This is a genomic window from Mesorhizobium carmichaelinearum (assembly GCF_900199455.1).
Classification (GTDB): domain Bacteria; phylum Pseudomonadota; class Alphaproteobacteria; order Rhizobiales; family Rhizobiaceae; genus Mesorhizobium; species Mesorhizobium carmichaelinearum.
This window is the reverse complement of the sequence record NZ_FZQR01000003.1, coordinates 413,736-425,649: the sequence shown is the minus strand read 5'-3', so window position 1 is coordinate 425,649 and position 11,914 is coordinate 413,736. Positions and strand designations below refer to the sequence as shown.

At 63.6% G+C, this 11,914-nt stretch carries 14 protein-coding genes; 9 read left to right on the top strand and 5 right to left on the bottom strand.

All coding sequences use genetic code 11. The annotated features are described in order from the left end of the window. Window positions 1–3: 3 nt before the first annotated feature. Complete coding sequence (locus tag CKW40_RS08730; RefSeq protein WP_095199524.1) at window positions 4–1,089, bottom strand: RsmD family RNA methyltransferase; 1,086 nt, start codon at window positions 1,087–1,089, stop codon at window positions 4–6. Between the two features lie 325 nt (window positions 1,090–1,414). On the opposite strand from CKW40_RS08730, the gene CKW40_RS08725 reads away from it, so the two are divergent. From CKW40_RS08725 to CKW40_RS08705, 5 genes are all read left to right on the top strand, one after another. Next, complete coding sequence (locus tag CKW40_RS08725; protein ID WP_095199738.1) at window positions 1,415–2,632, top strand: RNA ligase RtcB family protein; 1,218 nt, start codon at window positions 1,415–1,417, stop codon at window positions 2,630–2,632. Next, the gene (gene prfH, locus CKW40_RS08720; protein WP_095199523.1) at window positions 2,619–3,230 is read left to right on the top strand and encodes a peptide chain release factor H; all 612 of its coding nucleotides are present in this window, start codon (window positions 2,619–2,621) and stop codon (window positions 3,228–3,230) included. Before CKW40_RS08725 ends, prfH begins: the two co-directional genes overlap by 14 nt. Window positions 3,231–3,311: 81 nt before the next feature. After that, a complete protein-coding gene (locus CKW40_RS08715) occupies window positions 3,312–4,001 on the top strand; it encodes a helix-turn-helix transcriptional regulator (protein WP_095199522.1) in 690 nt (229 codons plus the stop codon). A gap of 77 nt (window positions 4,002–4,078) precedes the next feature. Further along, on the top strand, window positions 4,079–4,459 hold the full coding sequence (locus CKW40_RS08710; RefSeq protein WP_095199521.1) for a VOC family protein: 381 nt from the start codon (window positions 4,079–4,081) through the stop codon (window positions 4,457–4,459). After that, window positions 4,456–4,899: an EVE domain-containing protein gene (locus tag CKW40_RS08705; RefSeq protein ID WP_095199520.1), complete on the top strand. Its 444-nt coding sequence runs from the start codon at window positions 4,456–4,458 to the stop codon at window positions 4,897–4,899. The genes CKW40_RS08710 and CKW40_RS08705 overlap by 4 nt, the downstream gene beginning before the upstream one ends. Here CKW40_RS08705 and lhpI read toward each other — a convergent pair. The 4 genes from lhpI to sppA form a co-directional block, all read right to left on the bottom strand. Then, entirely contained in the window at window positions 4,889–5,854 is a 966-nt protein-coding gene (gene lhpI / locus CKW40_RS08700; RefSeq protein ID WP_095199519.1) for a bifunctional Delta(1)-pyrroline-2-carboxylate/Delta(1)-piperideine-2-carboxylate reductase, read from the bottom strand. The two genes, CKW40_RS08705 and lhpI, sit on opposite strands and share 11 nt — an antisense overlap. Before the next feature lie 37 nt (window positions 5,855–5,891). Then, window positions 5,892–6,248 carry a DUF1049 domain-containing protein gene (locus CKW40_RS08695; protein WP_095199518.1) on the bottom strand — a complete coding sequence of 119 codons (357 nt, stop codon included), beginning with the start codon at window positions 6,246–6,248 and terminating at the stop codon, window positions 5,892–5,894. Between the two features lie 36 nt (window positions 6,249–6,284). Beyond that, a complete protein-coding gene (locus CKW40_RS08690; protein WP_006200394.1) occupies window positions 6,285–6,569 on the bottom strand; it encodes an integration host factor subunit beta in 285 nt (94 codons plus the stop codon). An 80-nt stretch (window positions 6,570–6,649) separates the two neighbouring features. Beyond that, window positions 6,650–7,606 (bottom strand): signal peptide peptidase SppA, encoded by a 957-nt coding sequence (sppA, locus tag CKW40_RS08685; protein WP_095199517.1) that lies wholly within the window; start codon window positions 7,604–7,606, stop codon window positions 6,650–6,652. A 360-nt stretch (window positions 7,607–7,966) separates the two neighbouring features. On the opposite strand from sppA, the gene lptC reads away from it, so the two are divergent. From lptC to rpoN, 4 genes are all read left to right on the top strand, one after another. Then, on the top strand, window positions 7,967–8,680 hold the full coding sequence (gene lptC / locus CKW40_RS08680) for an LPS export ABC transporter periplasmic protein LptC (RefSeq protein WP_095199516.1): 714 nt from the start codon (window positions 7,967–7,969) through the stop codon (window positions 8,678–8,680). Next, window positions 8,667–9,257: an LptA/OstA family protein gene (locus CKW40_RS08675; RefSeq protein ID WP_095199515.1), complete on the top strand. Its 591-nt coding sequence runs from the start codon at window positions 8,667–8,669 to the stop codon at window positions 9,255–9,257. Before lptC ends, CKW40_RS08675 begins: the two co-directional genes overlap by 14 nt. Beyond that, entirely contained in the window at window positions 9,257–10,075 is an 819-nt protein-coding gene (lptB, locus tag CKW40_RS08670; protein WP_019861197.1) for an LPS export ABC transporter ATP-binding protein, read from the top strand. The genes CKW40_RS08675 and lptB overlap by 1 nt, the downstream gene beginning before the upstream one ends. A gap of 252 nt (window positions 10,076–10,327) precedes the next feature. Next, on the top strand, window positions 10,328–11,854 hold the full coding sequence (gene rpoN, locus CKW40_RS08665) for an RNA polymerase factor sigma-54 (protein WP_095199514.1): 1,527 nt from the start codon (window positions 10,328–10,330) through the stop codon (window positions 11,852–11,854). Window positions 11,855–11,914: the final 60 nt, after the last annotated feature.

The window sequence follows — 11,914 nt, the reverse complement described above, 5'->3', positions numbered from 1 at the left end:
CATTCAGGCCACCCAACGCGAAAACAGTGAGGTCGAAAGCGCCCTGCCGGCGGACTTTTCGCGAATGATCAGCTCACCCGATTCAACCTTGCCGCCCATGCCGGCGAAGGTGTCGCGCATCAAGGCATGGATGGCGAAGAAGGAGGCGCGGATCGAATAGGCGGTCAGCACCACGGCAAGTGGTTTCGGCGTCAGGATCGCGCGGCAGAGGTCGGTCAGATCAGGCAGATCCTCGAACAATTGCCAGACCTCGCCCTTGGGGCCGCGGCCATAGGCCGGCGGGTCGAACAGGATGATGTCGTAGCGGCTGCCGCGGCGCTCTTCGCGCTCGGCGAATTTCACCGCGTCGTCGACGATCCAGCGGATCGGCTTGCCGCCAAGCCCGGCCATCTCCTGGTTTTCACGCGCCCAGCCGATCGCCTTCTTCGAGGCGTCGACATGGGTGACCTCGGCACCGGCGCGGGCCGCCACCAGCGAGGCAAGGCCCGTATAGCCGAACAGGTTGAGCACCTTGACCGGCCGCTTCGCCGCCGCGATCAGGCCGGCCATATGATCCCAGTGCGAGGCCTGCTCGGGAAAGACACCGACATGGCGGAACGAGGTGAAACGGCCGAGATAATCGATGCCGTCATGCTTCATCGGCCAGGTCTCACCGAGCGGCGTCTTCGGGAAACGCCAGCGGCCGATGCCTTCCTCGTCGGTGTCGCCGGTGAAGATGGCGTCGGCACGCTCCCAATCCTTCGCCGGCAAGGCTTTCTGCCAGATCGCCTGACCCTCGGGTCGCACGATGCGGTAGGGGCCGTATTGTTCGAGTTTTTGGCTGGCGCCGCTGTCGAGCAGTGCATAATCGGCGTTGGGCGCCACTTCGAGAATCAGCGGAAGCTGCTCGGCCGGCAGGACGCCGTCACGGCGGGTAAGGATGCGCGGTGCGGATTTCGCTGCGGGCTGGCTATCCGGTTTCATGTCGCGCGGTTCGCGCGGCCTGGCGTCCGGCCGTGGGGCTCCACGTGCCTCGTGCGGACGCACCTCTCCGGTTCCGCCTTTCGCGGGCGGGCGGTTGTCGCGGCGTTTGTCGCGAAAAGACTTCAAGCGGGAGCATCTCCGAGCGGCGTGCCGCTTTTGGCATGAGGACAGCGGCGGTGCAACAAGCGATGGCCCGCAGGTCGATTGGTGCAGCTGGAAGCCTTCGCCTTCGAAGTGGTGCGGCGGTGTTGCGGCATCGCGCTTGTTTTTTCGCGCGCTTGGTTTATGAGGGCGCTATTGTTGTTTCTGGAATGGGAGCGAAAGATGACGAACATCTTCACCGCGCACCCCTCGAGGGTTCCGGCGTAAGCCAGCATTTTGCTGACTGAAGCCGGTCGAACGGATGCCTGACAGCGTCCGGTTTGTGACCTTTATCCAGAAGTGTTCCATCATGGGCAATTTTATCGGGGGCCCAGGCCTCCCTTCGTCGTGCGCCGCGCCTGTTGCGCATATCCAGCATTGTTTTTCGCCGCAGACATGGATCGAGGGCGCGGCGCTCCAGCAGCTCGGCAACGTCGCGGCCTTGCCGGGCGTCACCTCGGTTGCGGCCTTTCCAGACCTGCATCCGGGCAAATACGGTCCGACCGGCATTGCCGTGTTGTCGCAGCGGCTGCATCCGCAACTGATCGGCAATGACATCGGCTGCGGCATGTCGCTGTTCGAGCTCGATCTGCCGCTGCGCAAGCTCAGGATCGACAAGGCTGTCGAATGCCTGCGCCGGATCGAAGCGGAAGACATCGATCCGCACGCGGCGCTCGCTGCCTCGGATTTGCCGACGGATCTCTATCCGGATGCGCTGGGCACGATCGGCGGTGGCAACCATTTCTGCGAGCTGCAGGCGGTCGACCAGACCGATGTGGCCGGCGAAGGCCTGTTCGACCGCCAGAAGCTCTATCTGCTGGTGCATTCCGGCTCGCGCGGACTTGGCGCCTTTGTCTTCGGACAGATGCTCGACCTCCAGTCCGCGGTCACGGCCGGGCTCGATCCGGAGTCCGCGGAGGGCAGGAACTGGCGTCGCCAGCATGACCTTTGCGTCACCTGGGCGTCACTCAACCGCCGGCTGATCGCCGAGCGCGCGGCAAGCGCCTTGCGCAGCGAAGTCCGGCTGGTGGCAGATGTGCCGCACAATCTTGTCCGCGACCGGGCCGATGGTTTCGTCCATCACAAGGGCTCGGCCGCGGTGCGGGCGGGAGATGTCGCACCGATCGCCGGTTCGCGTGCCAGCCTGAGCTATGTCGTGCGGGCGCTCGACGCGACGGGTCCGTCGCTGGGCGGCATTTCGCATGGAGCCGGCCGCAAATACGACCGTGCCACCATGCACGGCCGTGCCGGGCGCAACAGGTCGGAGCGCGACGCCTTGCTCAGAAATGCGTGGGGCGGGCAATTGATCTGCGACGACCGCAACCTGGTCATCGAGGAAGCAGCCTCCGCCTACAAGGATGCCGGGCAGGTGGTGCAGGATCTTGCCGATGCCGGCCTGGTCGTGACGCTTGCGGCGATGAAACCGCTGGTGACCTACAAGAAGGCGATGGAAGGTCCGCCCGACCGGACGCGCAGGAAACCATCGCGCGAACGTGTGGCAAGGAGGGCGAACCATGGCCGCGATTGACATGCTCGTCACCTCAGGCAACGGACCGGTCGAATGCCGCATCGCCTTGATGGCGCTAGTCGAGATCATCGAGAAGGAGGCCGATCGGCTTGGTTGCGCGGTTGAGGTCACGTTTGGTCACAGACCGGACCGGCATGGTGCCAAATCCGCCGTGCTCAGCCTCGACGGCCGCAACGCCGAAGCACTGGCACAGGCGTATTGCGGCACCGTCAAGTTCGTCTTCAAGAGCCCGGTGCGCGCAGGCCACAAGCGACAGAACTGGTTCGTCGGTGTGCAGGTGGTGGATCTGGCGGATGCCGCTACCGTTTCGATCGCACCGTCCGACGTCCGTTTCGAAACCTTGCGGGCCGGGGGTCCCGGCGGACAGCATCAGAACACCACCGACAGCGCCGTGCGCGCCGTTCACCTGCCGACCGGCATTGTGGTGACGGCGCGCAACGAACGCTCGCAGCACCGCAACAAGGCCATCGCGCTGCGCCGGCTGGAAGCGATGCTGCGTGTCCTTGCCGAGCGTGAGGTTGAAATGTCGAAGACGCAGATGTTCGTGGCCAACAAGGCCCTGGAACGCGGCAACGAGGTCAAGGTATTCCACCTCTGACGGCGCGGCGGCGTCAAGCTCAGACGCCGGCGCGCTTCGGAGCGAGATATACTATCGTGAAGACTGCAAACCGCGAGAATCATGTCCCGCTCCGAACGCCTGCTTGACCTGATCCAGCGCCTGCGCCGGCATCGCCGGCCGGTGAGCGGACAGGTGCTGGCGGATGAGCTCGGGATTTCGATCCGCACGCTCTACCGCGACATCGCCACGCTGCAGGGGCAGGGCGCACCGATCGAGGGCGAGGCGGGGCTGGGCTATGTGTTGAAGCCCGGCTTCATGCTGCCGCCGCTGATGTTCAGCGACGAGGAGATCGAGGCCATCGTGCTGGGATCGCGTTGGGTCGCCAAGCAGCCGGACCAGCGCCTGTCGGCTGCCGCCGCCAACGCGCTGGCCAAGATCGCGGCCGTGCTGCCGGATGATTTGCGCGAGGATCTCGATGCCTCGACGCTGCTGGTTGGGCCGCCGGCGCATGCCATCGAGGGCATCGATCTCGGCACGGTGCGGCAGGCCATCCGCAACGAACGCAAGCTCGGCTTTCTCTACCGCGATGCCGGCGGTGCCGCTTCGCAACGTGTGGTCTGGCCGTTCGCGCTCGGCTTCTTCGACAAGGTGCGGGTTGTGGTGGCTTGGTGCGAGATGCGGCAGGATTTTCGGCATTTTCGTGCCGATCGCATATCCGGCCTCAACGCCATCGATGCGCGCTATCCGCGGCGTCGCCAGGTGCTGCTCAAGGAATGGCGGGCGACGCTCGACAAGCCGCGTGGGTCATGATTGCTACTGCCAGAATCTGACAGTAGGGCATCTTATATCAGCCAAGTCGAAACGCTGAAACAGCTTGGAGAGCAGTCATGACCACGCCGAATTTCGTTATTCTCTATGTCGACCAGCCGCTCAAGAGCGGCGCCTTTTACAGTGCGCTGCTGGGGCGCGAGCCGGTTGAAAGCGCGCCGACCTTCGTGCTGTTCGTGCTCGACAACGGCTTCAAGCTCGGCCTCTGGTCGCGCCATACGGTCGAGCCGGCGGCGGCTGCCGCAGGTGGCGGTTCCGAGATCGTGTTTGCGCTGGAGACGCCTGAGGCGGTCGACGCCACACATGCCGACTGGGCAGGGCGTGGCTTGAAGATCCTGCAGACGCCGACCGACCTGGATTTCGGCCGTACGTTCGTTGCGCTCGATCCCGACAATCACCGCCTGCGCGTCTACTGGCTGTCCGACGGGGAACAGAAATGAGCGCGTATTGGATCGCCGTGGCGTCGGCGCAACATGTGCGGCGCGGCCGCGAGGCCGGCTTCATGCAGGTCAACCACGGCAAGGCGGCACCGCTGCGCCGCGTCAAGCCAGGTGATGGCATCGTCTATTATTCACCGACCACCGTTTTGGGCGAAAAGGACGGCCTGCAGGCTTTCACGGCAATCGGCACGGTGCGGGAAGGCGAGCCCTATCAAGGCGAGATGGGCGGCGGCTTCACGCCGTTCCGCCGCGATGTCGAGTGGATGGCGGCAGAAGAAGCGCCGATCAAGCCGCTGCTCGACCGTCTGCACTTCACCGCCGGCAAGTCGAACTGGGGGTATCAGCTTCGCTTCGGCCTGTTCGAAATCAACGATCACGATTTTCATCTAATCGCCGAGGCGATGGGTGCCGCGAAGAAGCTTGCTGAGGCTACGGCTTGAGTGCGTTGTAGACGGCAATGCCGGCGGCGAGGTCCTCGAGTGCTGCGCCAACCGACTTGAACAGCGTGATCTCGGTGGAACTTTGGCGGCCCTGTTTCTCGCCGCGCGCCAGTTCATGCAGGTCGGCGAGGATGGCTTCCGGCTTCAGCACGCCCGACGCAAGCGGGATGACGATGTCGCCGGCCTCCTTGGTGGCGCCGGCGCGGGTGTCGACATAGACGCGGGCGCGCCGGATCGCATCGTCGTCGCTTTCGCGCATGGTCGGCGTGAAACCACCGACCATGTCGACATGGGCCCCCGGCTTCAGCAGCGCGCCCTTGATCAGCGGCTTGGTGGCGATCGTTGCCGAGGAGATGATGTCGGCCTCGCCAAGTTCGGCATCGAGATCACTTGCAGCACTTGCCGCGAAGCCATCGGCGCGCAGATCGGTCGCGACCTTCTCGGCATTGGCCAATGTCCGGTTCCAGATGCGGATGGTCTTGATCGGCCGCACGGCCGAATGCGCTTTGGCGAGAAAGGGTGACAGTGCGCCGGCGCCGATCACCAGCAGCCTGGAGGCGTCCTCGCGTGCCAGATAGGAAGCCGCCAGCGCCGAGGCGCAGGCCGTGCGCCACTGGGTCAGCCGCTGGCCGTCGATCAGGGCCTCCGGTTCGCCGGTGGCACCATTGAGCAGGAGATAGAGCCCCATCACCGCGGGCTTGCCGATGGCGTTGTTGTCAGGCGAGACGGTGACGATCTTGACGCCGATATGACCGCCGGAAGACGTGCCGGCGGCGTTGAAATCGGTCCATGCCGGCATCAAGAGCAAGGTCGAGGCCGCACCATCCGGCCGCTCCACGGGGTGATGGTGTCTTACCGGCTGAACCGCGCCGTCGCGAAAGGCGGCGCGCAGTGTCTCGACCAGGCCGGGAAAGGTCAGTGCGCGATCGACCTCGGCAGCCGAAATGGTCAGCATGAAAGGCTCCGTGGAAAGAAAGGCGCCGGCCGGCTCATCAATTGGTCGGCTTCGGCAATGCCTGTCCTTGGGCTGGCCCTGGGACCGGCCCTTGCGGTGCCGATGGCGCGCGGCTGACCGCCTGGCGCAGGTTTTCCGCCTCGACGCCGCGCTGGCGCGCCAGCTTGCGGTAGCGGCCCTGCTTGACCCAGGTCGCCAGGCTGCCGACGATCATGCCGATGGCAAGCGCCAGGAACAGGAAAATGAACAGCGGCAAGGTGAGCGTCAGCTTCGGATTGCCGGGGTTGAACGGGTCCAGCGTGAAGGCGACGAGTTCGCGGTTGGCGACGGCCAAGGCAATCAGAATGATCGCCAGGGGCACGAAGACCACGATGAGCATGAAACGATTGAGCATTGTGTTTTCCGTCGGAAGCTGGCGCTGAAGCCGCGCCTACTTGCCGCCGTTCAGCCTTTCGCGCAGTTCCTTGCCGGTCTTGAAGAACGGCACCCATTTCTCCTCGACCTCGACGGATTCGCCGGTACGCGGGTTGCGGCCGGTGCGGGCGGGGCGGTTTTTCACCGAAAAAGCACCGAAGCCGCGCAGCTCGACCCGGTTGCCTTCGGCAAGGGCGTCGGTGATCTCGTCGAAGATCGCGCCGACAATGTTTTCGACGTCGCGCAGGAAAAGATGCGGATTGCGCGTGGCAATAATCTGCACAAGTTCGGACTTGATCATCAGACGGGTCCCCGTGAAAGCAGTTCGGTCAAAATTATGAGGATGATTTTATTGGCTTTTTCAGCTATCCCAAACCGCGCTCAAGGGTGCCAGACGGAAACGAGGCCGTCAAGAAACAAGCGGTCGGCGCCAAGCTCGTGGATGATATCGCCGCTGGAATCCGGCAGGCCGACCGCGCTGCCGACCATTTTCACCATGGCTTTTGACCACAGGAAGCTGCCGCGCCGGTCCGTGTCCTTCCATTCGACGACCTTGAGCTTGGCGTCGACACCCTTGGTCGCCAGCCAGTCGACCGCCTCGGTCTCGCCGCCGACGGCGTCGATCAGCCCGTTGGCGACACCCTGGCGGCCGGTGAAGATCGACCCGTCGGCGAGCGCCAGCGCCTGTTCGTGGGTCATCTTGCGGCGTTCGGCGACGATGCCGACGAACCAGTCGTAGCTGTCGAGGATAAGCTTGCGGACCATGGCGCGCTCGTCGTCATTGGTCGGCTTGAAGGGAGACGGCGAGGCCTTGAGCGGCGAGGATTTCACCTCCTCCAGCTTGACGCCGAGCTTGTCCATCAGGCCGCTGACGTCAGGATACTGGATCAGCACGCCGATCGAGCCGACGATCGAGGTCTTGCGGGCGACAATGTGGTCGGCGGCACTTGCGATCATATAGCCCGCCGATGCGGCGAGCGTGCCGACCTCGGCCACGACAGGCTTGTCGGCGGCCACCTTGCGCACTTCTTCGTAGATTGATTCACCGCCAACGGTGGTGCCGCCGGGTGAATCGATCGCAAGGATCACGCCCTTCACCTTCGACGACTTGCGGATGTCCTCCAGACGCTTGATGAGTTCCTCGTCCTCGGTGATCGTGCCTTCGATCCTGACCTTGGCGATATGGTCGACAGACGAGCCGCCAAGATCGTCGCGATAGAACCAGGCCGACAGCGCAATCACCCCGATTGCCACGATGCCGATGGCCGCAACACGCCAGAATGTCAGCTTGCGCCGCAAACGGCGGCGGTCGATCAGGTCGTCGGCTCTCAATGCCATGGTCAGCCTCACAGTCGGCGGGAAGAGACGCTTTTAGACCATGAAGTCCTCATCGGGAAGCAGTTCCGTCTTCCCTATGGCGCGGCAATCCGCCCGCCGCGATCCCAGCGCTGTCTGTTTTGTGACTGGCCTGCGCAAGGGACGCAAGGTAAAGGGGAGCAACGGCGGCGATGAAAAAACGGCGCAAGGACGTTCATTTCTGCTATGAAGTGGCGGCTGTTGTGCCGACCTCGTTTTCGTTTGTACAACAACAGTTGTCACATTTTTGCGGTTTTCGTGGGCTTGTGCTTGCTTGAGGGCGCCGGCCCCCCACCTATAGGCGGTGCTCCCTGGCGGGCAGGGGTTTAGAAGAAAGCAGTCATGTTAGCGCGATCGAATGAACCGACCAGCCCCGAGATGGAGTTGGCTCCCCCGGCGGATGGCTGGGAGCGGGGCGATGCGTTCGACCGCGCCCAGCGTCATTCGCGCCGTGTGCGCGTGCTCAAATTCGCCGTGCCCCTGGCCGCGGCGCTAATCGCCGTCGCCTTTCCGGTTTATTCCTATCTGGCCGCACCGGTCTCCGTCGCGGTGCAGGCGGAAGGCGCCGCCTTTTCCAACGGCAAGCTGGTGATGGCCAATCCCAAGCTCAACGGCTTCACCAAGCAGAAGCAGCCCTATTCGATGACCGCCCTGCGGGCGATACAGGATGTCAACACGCAAGGCATCATCGAACTCGAAGGCATAGACGCCAAGGTGCCGGTCGGTCCGGACAATGTCGCCGCGATCAAAGCTTCGCGCGGTACCTACGATCGCGACGGCAATACCATGAAAATGACCAGCGACGTCACGATCACCACGACCGACGGCATGCAAGCCAAGTTCAAATCAGTCTTCCTCGACATGGGCAAAGGCACTATGAAGACGGATGATCCCGTCGACGTCAGCAGTGGCGGGTCGCAGATCACAGCGAATTCCCTGTCGGTCCAGGACAATGGCAAGATCCTGGTGTTCGAGAACAGGGTGCGCGTCAACATCGATCCCGCCAGTGCGAAGGCGGCTGAGGCAAAGGGCGAAGAAGCGAATGTGGCTCAATAGTTCGACACGGCTTGCGGCCGCAACTTCGGCGTTGCTCCTGCTGAGCCTTGTGCCGTCGCTGGCGCAGTCCAGCGCCACCAGTCAGGTATCAGGCCTCAAACTGTCCGGCGACAAGCCGATCCAGATCGAAAGCGACAAGCTTGAGGTCCGGCAGGCCGAAAATGTCGCCATCTTCACGGGCAATGTCACCGTCGTCCAAGGGCCGACGCTGATGAAGGCCGGCAAGATGATGGTCTATTATATCAAGGATCCCAATGCCGCGGCCAAGGGCACGGAAGCCGCGGGCGCGGCGATGACGGGCTCGGCCAACATCGACCATCTGGAGATTTCCGACAAGATCTACATCAAGTCGGATCAGCAGGTCGCGACCGGCGATCAAGGCAGCTTCGACATGAAGAGCCAGGTGCTGGTGCTTTCGGGCAAAAAGGTCGTTCTGTCGCAGAACGACAACGTCCTGGTCGGCTGCAAGCTGACCGTCCAGATGAAAAGCGGGCTGGCCCAGGTTGATCCATGCTCTGGGCAGCGTGTCCAGATGTCGATCACGCCGCCGCCGAAATCGGGAGCGACGAACCCCTGATGGCCAGCCTGTCATCGCTGACGGCGCGTCTTCCGGGACGAGCCGCGGCTAAGGTTTCGGCTCCGGCCACGATCACCGTCGACAAGGCGAAGTTCAAGGGAACCTTGATCGCCAAGGGCCTGACCAAGAGCTACAAGGGCCGCAAGGTGGTCAGTGGCGTTACGCTCGGCGTGCGTGCCGGCGAGGCCGTCGGGCTGCTTGGCCCCAACGGCGCCGGCAAGACGACCTGTTTCTACATGGTCACCGGCCTGGTGCCGGTGGATGAAGGCACGATCGAGATCGACGGCTTCGACGTCACCTCGATGCCGATGTATCGTCGCGCGCGTCTCGGCATCGGCTATCTGCCGCAGGAGGCGTCGATCTTCCGCGGCCTCAATGTCGAGCAGAATATCCGCGCCGTGCTCGAAGTGGTCGAAAAGGACCGCAAGGTGCGCGAGCGCAATCTCGATGAGCTGCTCGAGGAATTCCACATCAGCCATCTGCGCAAGGCGCCATCCATGTCGCTCTCCGGCGGCGAGCGGCGGCGCCTGGAGATCGCGCGCGCGCTGGCGACGCGCCCGGCCTACATGCTGCTCGACGAGCCCTTTGCCGGCATCGATCCGATCGCCGTTGCCGATATCCAGCAGCTGGTGCGTCACCTGACCGCACGCGGCATCGGTGTCCTCATCACCGACCACAATGTGCGCGAGACGCTCGGTCTGATCGACCGCGCCTACATCATCCATGCCGGTCAGGTGCTGACCCATGGCCGCGCCGACGAGGTGGTGGCAAACCCGGATGTGCGGCGGCTTTATCTCGGCGAGGGTTTTACACTCTGACCCGTTTTTCCCGCACAATTGCGGACCGCAACACACTTGGCCTGGAATTGCCTTGGGCGTGAAATTTGTTTCCTGACACGATTTTTTGCGTGTGACGGCCTGATTTTCGGCGATTTTGCTCCGAGATAACGCTCCGGTAAGCGGCTTTTGCTAGGCTTTGCCTTGACAAGCAAAAGCCGGGCCAGTTTCTATGGTCGGCCGCGAAATTTGCGGCAAGTCCGGACGCGTAGAGGAGGCGTTTGAAACCGAACCATGGCGTTGGCGGCGAAACTACAGCTCCGACAGTCGCAGTCGCTGGTGATGACGCCGCAGCTGATGCAGTCGATTCGGCTGCTGCAGTTCACCCATGTCGAACTCGAGCACTTCATCGACGAGGAAATCGAGCGCAACCCGCTTCTGGAGCGCGCCGAGCCGCAGGATGACGCGGCGAGCGACCAGGCGCAGAAGATCGATGCGGAGCCGCAAGCCGCCGTCGAGGGCGACTGGTTCGAGAACGAGGCGGGATGGAGCGCCGAGGCGATCTCGGAGAAACTCGATACGTCGCTGGAGAACCTGTTTCCCGACGATCCCGGCACCAGCGAGCGGCTCGGACCCGACCTGACGGCGCAATGGAAATCGGCTGCCGGCAATGGCGGCGGCTCCTCGTCCGAGGGGCTCGACGCCGGCGACATGGCGGCGGGCGCCATCACCTTGCGCGACCATGTCGGCGAGCAAGTCGCACTCGCCTTCGCCGATCCCGCGGCGCGCCTGATCGCGGCCGATCTCGCCGACGGGCTCGACGAGACCGGTTATCTACGCGCCGACCTGGCCGAAGTCGCCGCGCGCCTGGGCACTGACGCAGCGGCCGTGGCCAAGGTGCTGGCGGTGTGCCAGACCTTCGAGCCAGCCGGCCTGTTCGCCCGTGACCTTGCCGAATGCCTGTCGCTGCAGCTTGCGGTGCGCGACCGCCTCGACCCGGCGATGAAGGCCCTGGTTGCCAATCTCGAGCTCCTGGCGAGACGCGATTTCCAGACGTTGAAGCGGATCTGCGGCGTTGACGAAGAGGATTTGCTCGACATGCTGGCCGAGATTCGGGCACTCGACCCGCGCCCGGGCATGGCGTTTTCGGGCGGTGCCAGCGACGCCATCGTCGCCGATGTCGAGGTGCGCGCGGCCAATGACGGCAGCTGGACCGTCGAACTCAACGCCGAAACGCTGCCGCGCGTGCTGGTCGACCATATCTATTTCGCCCAGGTCTCGCCGCATGCGAAGAACCAGGCGGAAAAGGATTTCCTGGCCGAGTGCCTGCAAAACGCCAACTGGCTGACGCGCAGCCTCGACCAGCGGGCAAAGACCATCCTCAAAGTGGCCTCGGAAATCGTGCGCCAGCAGGATGCGTTCCTGGTTCATGGCGTGCGCCAGCTGAAGCCGCTCAATTTGCGCACGGTGGCCGACGCCATCGGCATGCACGAATCGACCGTCAGCCGCGTCACCGCCAACAAATACATGCTGACCCCGCGCGGCGTGTTCGAACTGCGCTATTTCTTCACCGCCTCGATCGCCGCGTCGGGCGGCGGCGACGCGCATTCCTCGGAAGCGGTGCGGGATCGTATCAAGCAGCTGATCGACGAGGAGAAACCCGTCGATGTCCTTTCGGACGACGCGATCGTCGACATGCTCAAGGAGAGTGGCGTCGATATCGCCCGGCGCACGGTCGCCAAGTATCGGGAAGGCATGAATATTCCGTCTTCGGTGCAGCGCCGACGCGAGAAGCGGGCGCTCGCCAGCGCCGGGCGTTAAAGCAATTCCAGGAAAAGTGTGAAGCGGTTTTCCCACAGGAATTGCGTCAAACAAAGAATT

What these genes read in the sequence shown, in the direction of transcription:
- CKW40_RS08725 (WP_095199738.1), top strand. Translation starts at nt 1,415, where the DNA reads ATGGGCAATTTTATCGGGGGCCCAGGCCTCCCTTCGTCGTGCGCCGCG.
- prfH (WP_095199523.1), top strand. Translation starts at nt 2,619, where the DNA reads ATGGCCGCGATTGACATGCTCGTCACCTCAGGCAACGGACCGGTCGAA.
- CKW40_RS08715 (WP_095199522.1), top strand. Translation starts at nt 3,312, where the DNA reads ATGTCCCGCTCCGAACGCCTGCTTGACCTGATCCAGCGCCTGCGCCGG.
- CKW40_RS08710 (WP_095199521.1), top strand. Translation starts at nt 4,079, where the DNA reads ATGACCACGCCGAATTTCGTTATTCTCTATGTCGACCAGCCGCTCAAG.
- CKW40_RS08705 (WP_095199520.1), top strand. Translation starts at nt 4,456, where the DNA reads ATGAGCGCGTATTGGATCGCCGTGGCGTCGGCGCAACATGTGCGGCGC.
- lhpI (WP_095199519.1), bottom strand. Translation starts at nt 5,854, where the DNA reads ATGCTGACCATTTCGGCTGCCGAGGTCGATCGCGCACTGACCTTTCCC.
- CKW40_RS08695 (WP_095199518.1), bottom strand. Translation starts at nt 6,248, where the DNA reads ATGCTCAATCGTTTCATGCTCATCGTGGTCTTCGTGCCCCTGGCGATC.
- CKW40_RS08690 (WP_006200394.1), bottom strand. Translation starts at nt 6,569, where the DNA reads ATGATCAAGTCCGAACTTGTGCAGATTATTGCCACGCGCAATCCGCAT.
- sppA (WP_095199517.1), bottom strand. Translation starts at nt 7,606, where the DNA reads ATGGCATTGAGAGCCGACGACCTGATCGACCGCCGCCGTTTGCGGCGC.
- lptC (WP_095199516.1), top strand. Translation starts at nt 7,967, where the DNA reads ATGTTAGCGCGATCGAATGAACCGACCAGCCCCGAGATGGAGTTGGCT.
- CKW40_RS08675 (WP_095199515.1), top strand. Translation starts at nt 8,667, where the DNA reads ATGTGGCTCAATAGTTCGACACGGCTTGCGGCCGCAACTTCGGCGTTG.
- lptB (WP_019861197.1), top strand. Translation starts at nt 9,257, where the DNA reads ATGGCCAGCCTGTCATCGCTGACGGCGCGTCTTCCGGGACGAGCCGCG.
- rpoN (WP_095199514.1), top strand. Translation starts at nt 10,328, where the DNA reads ATGGCGTTGGCGGCGAAACTACAGCTCCGACAGTCGCAGTCGCTGGTG.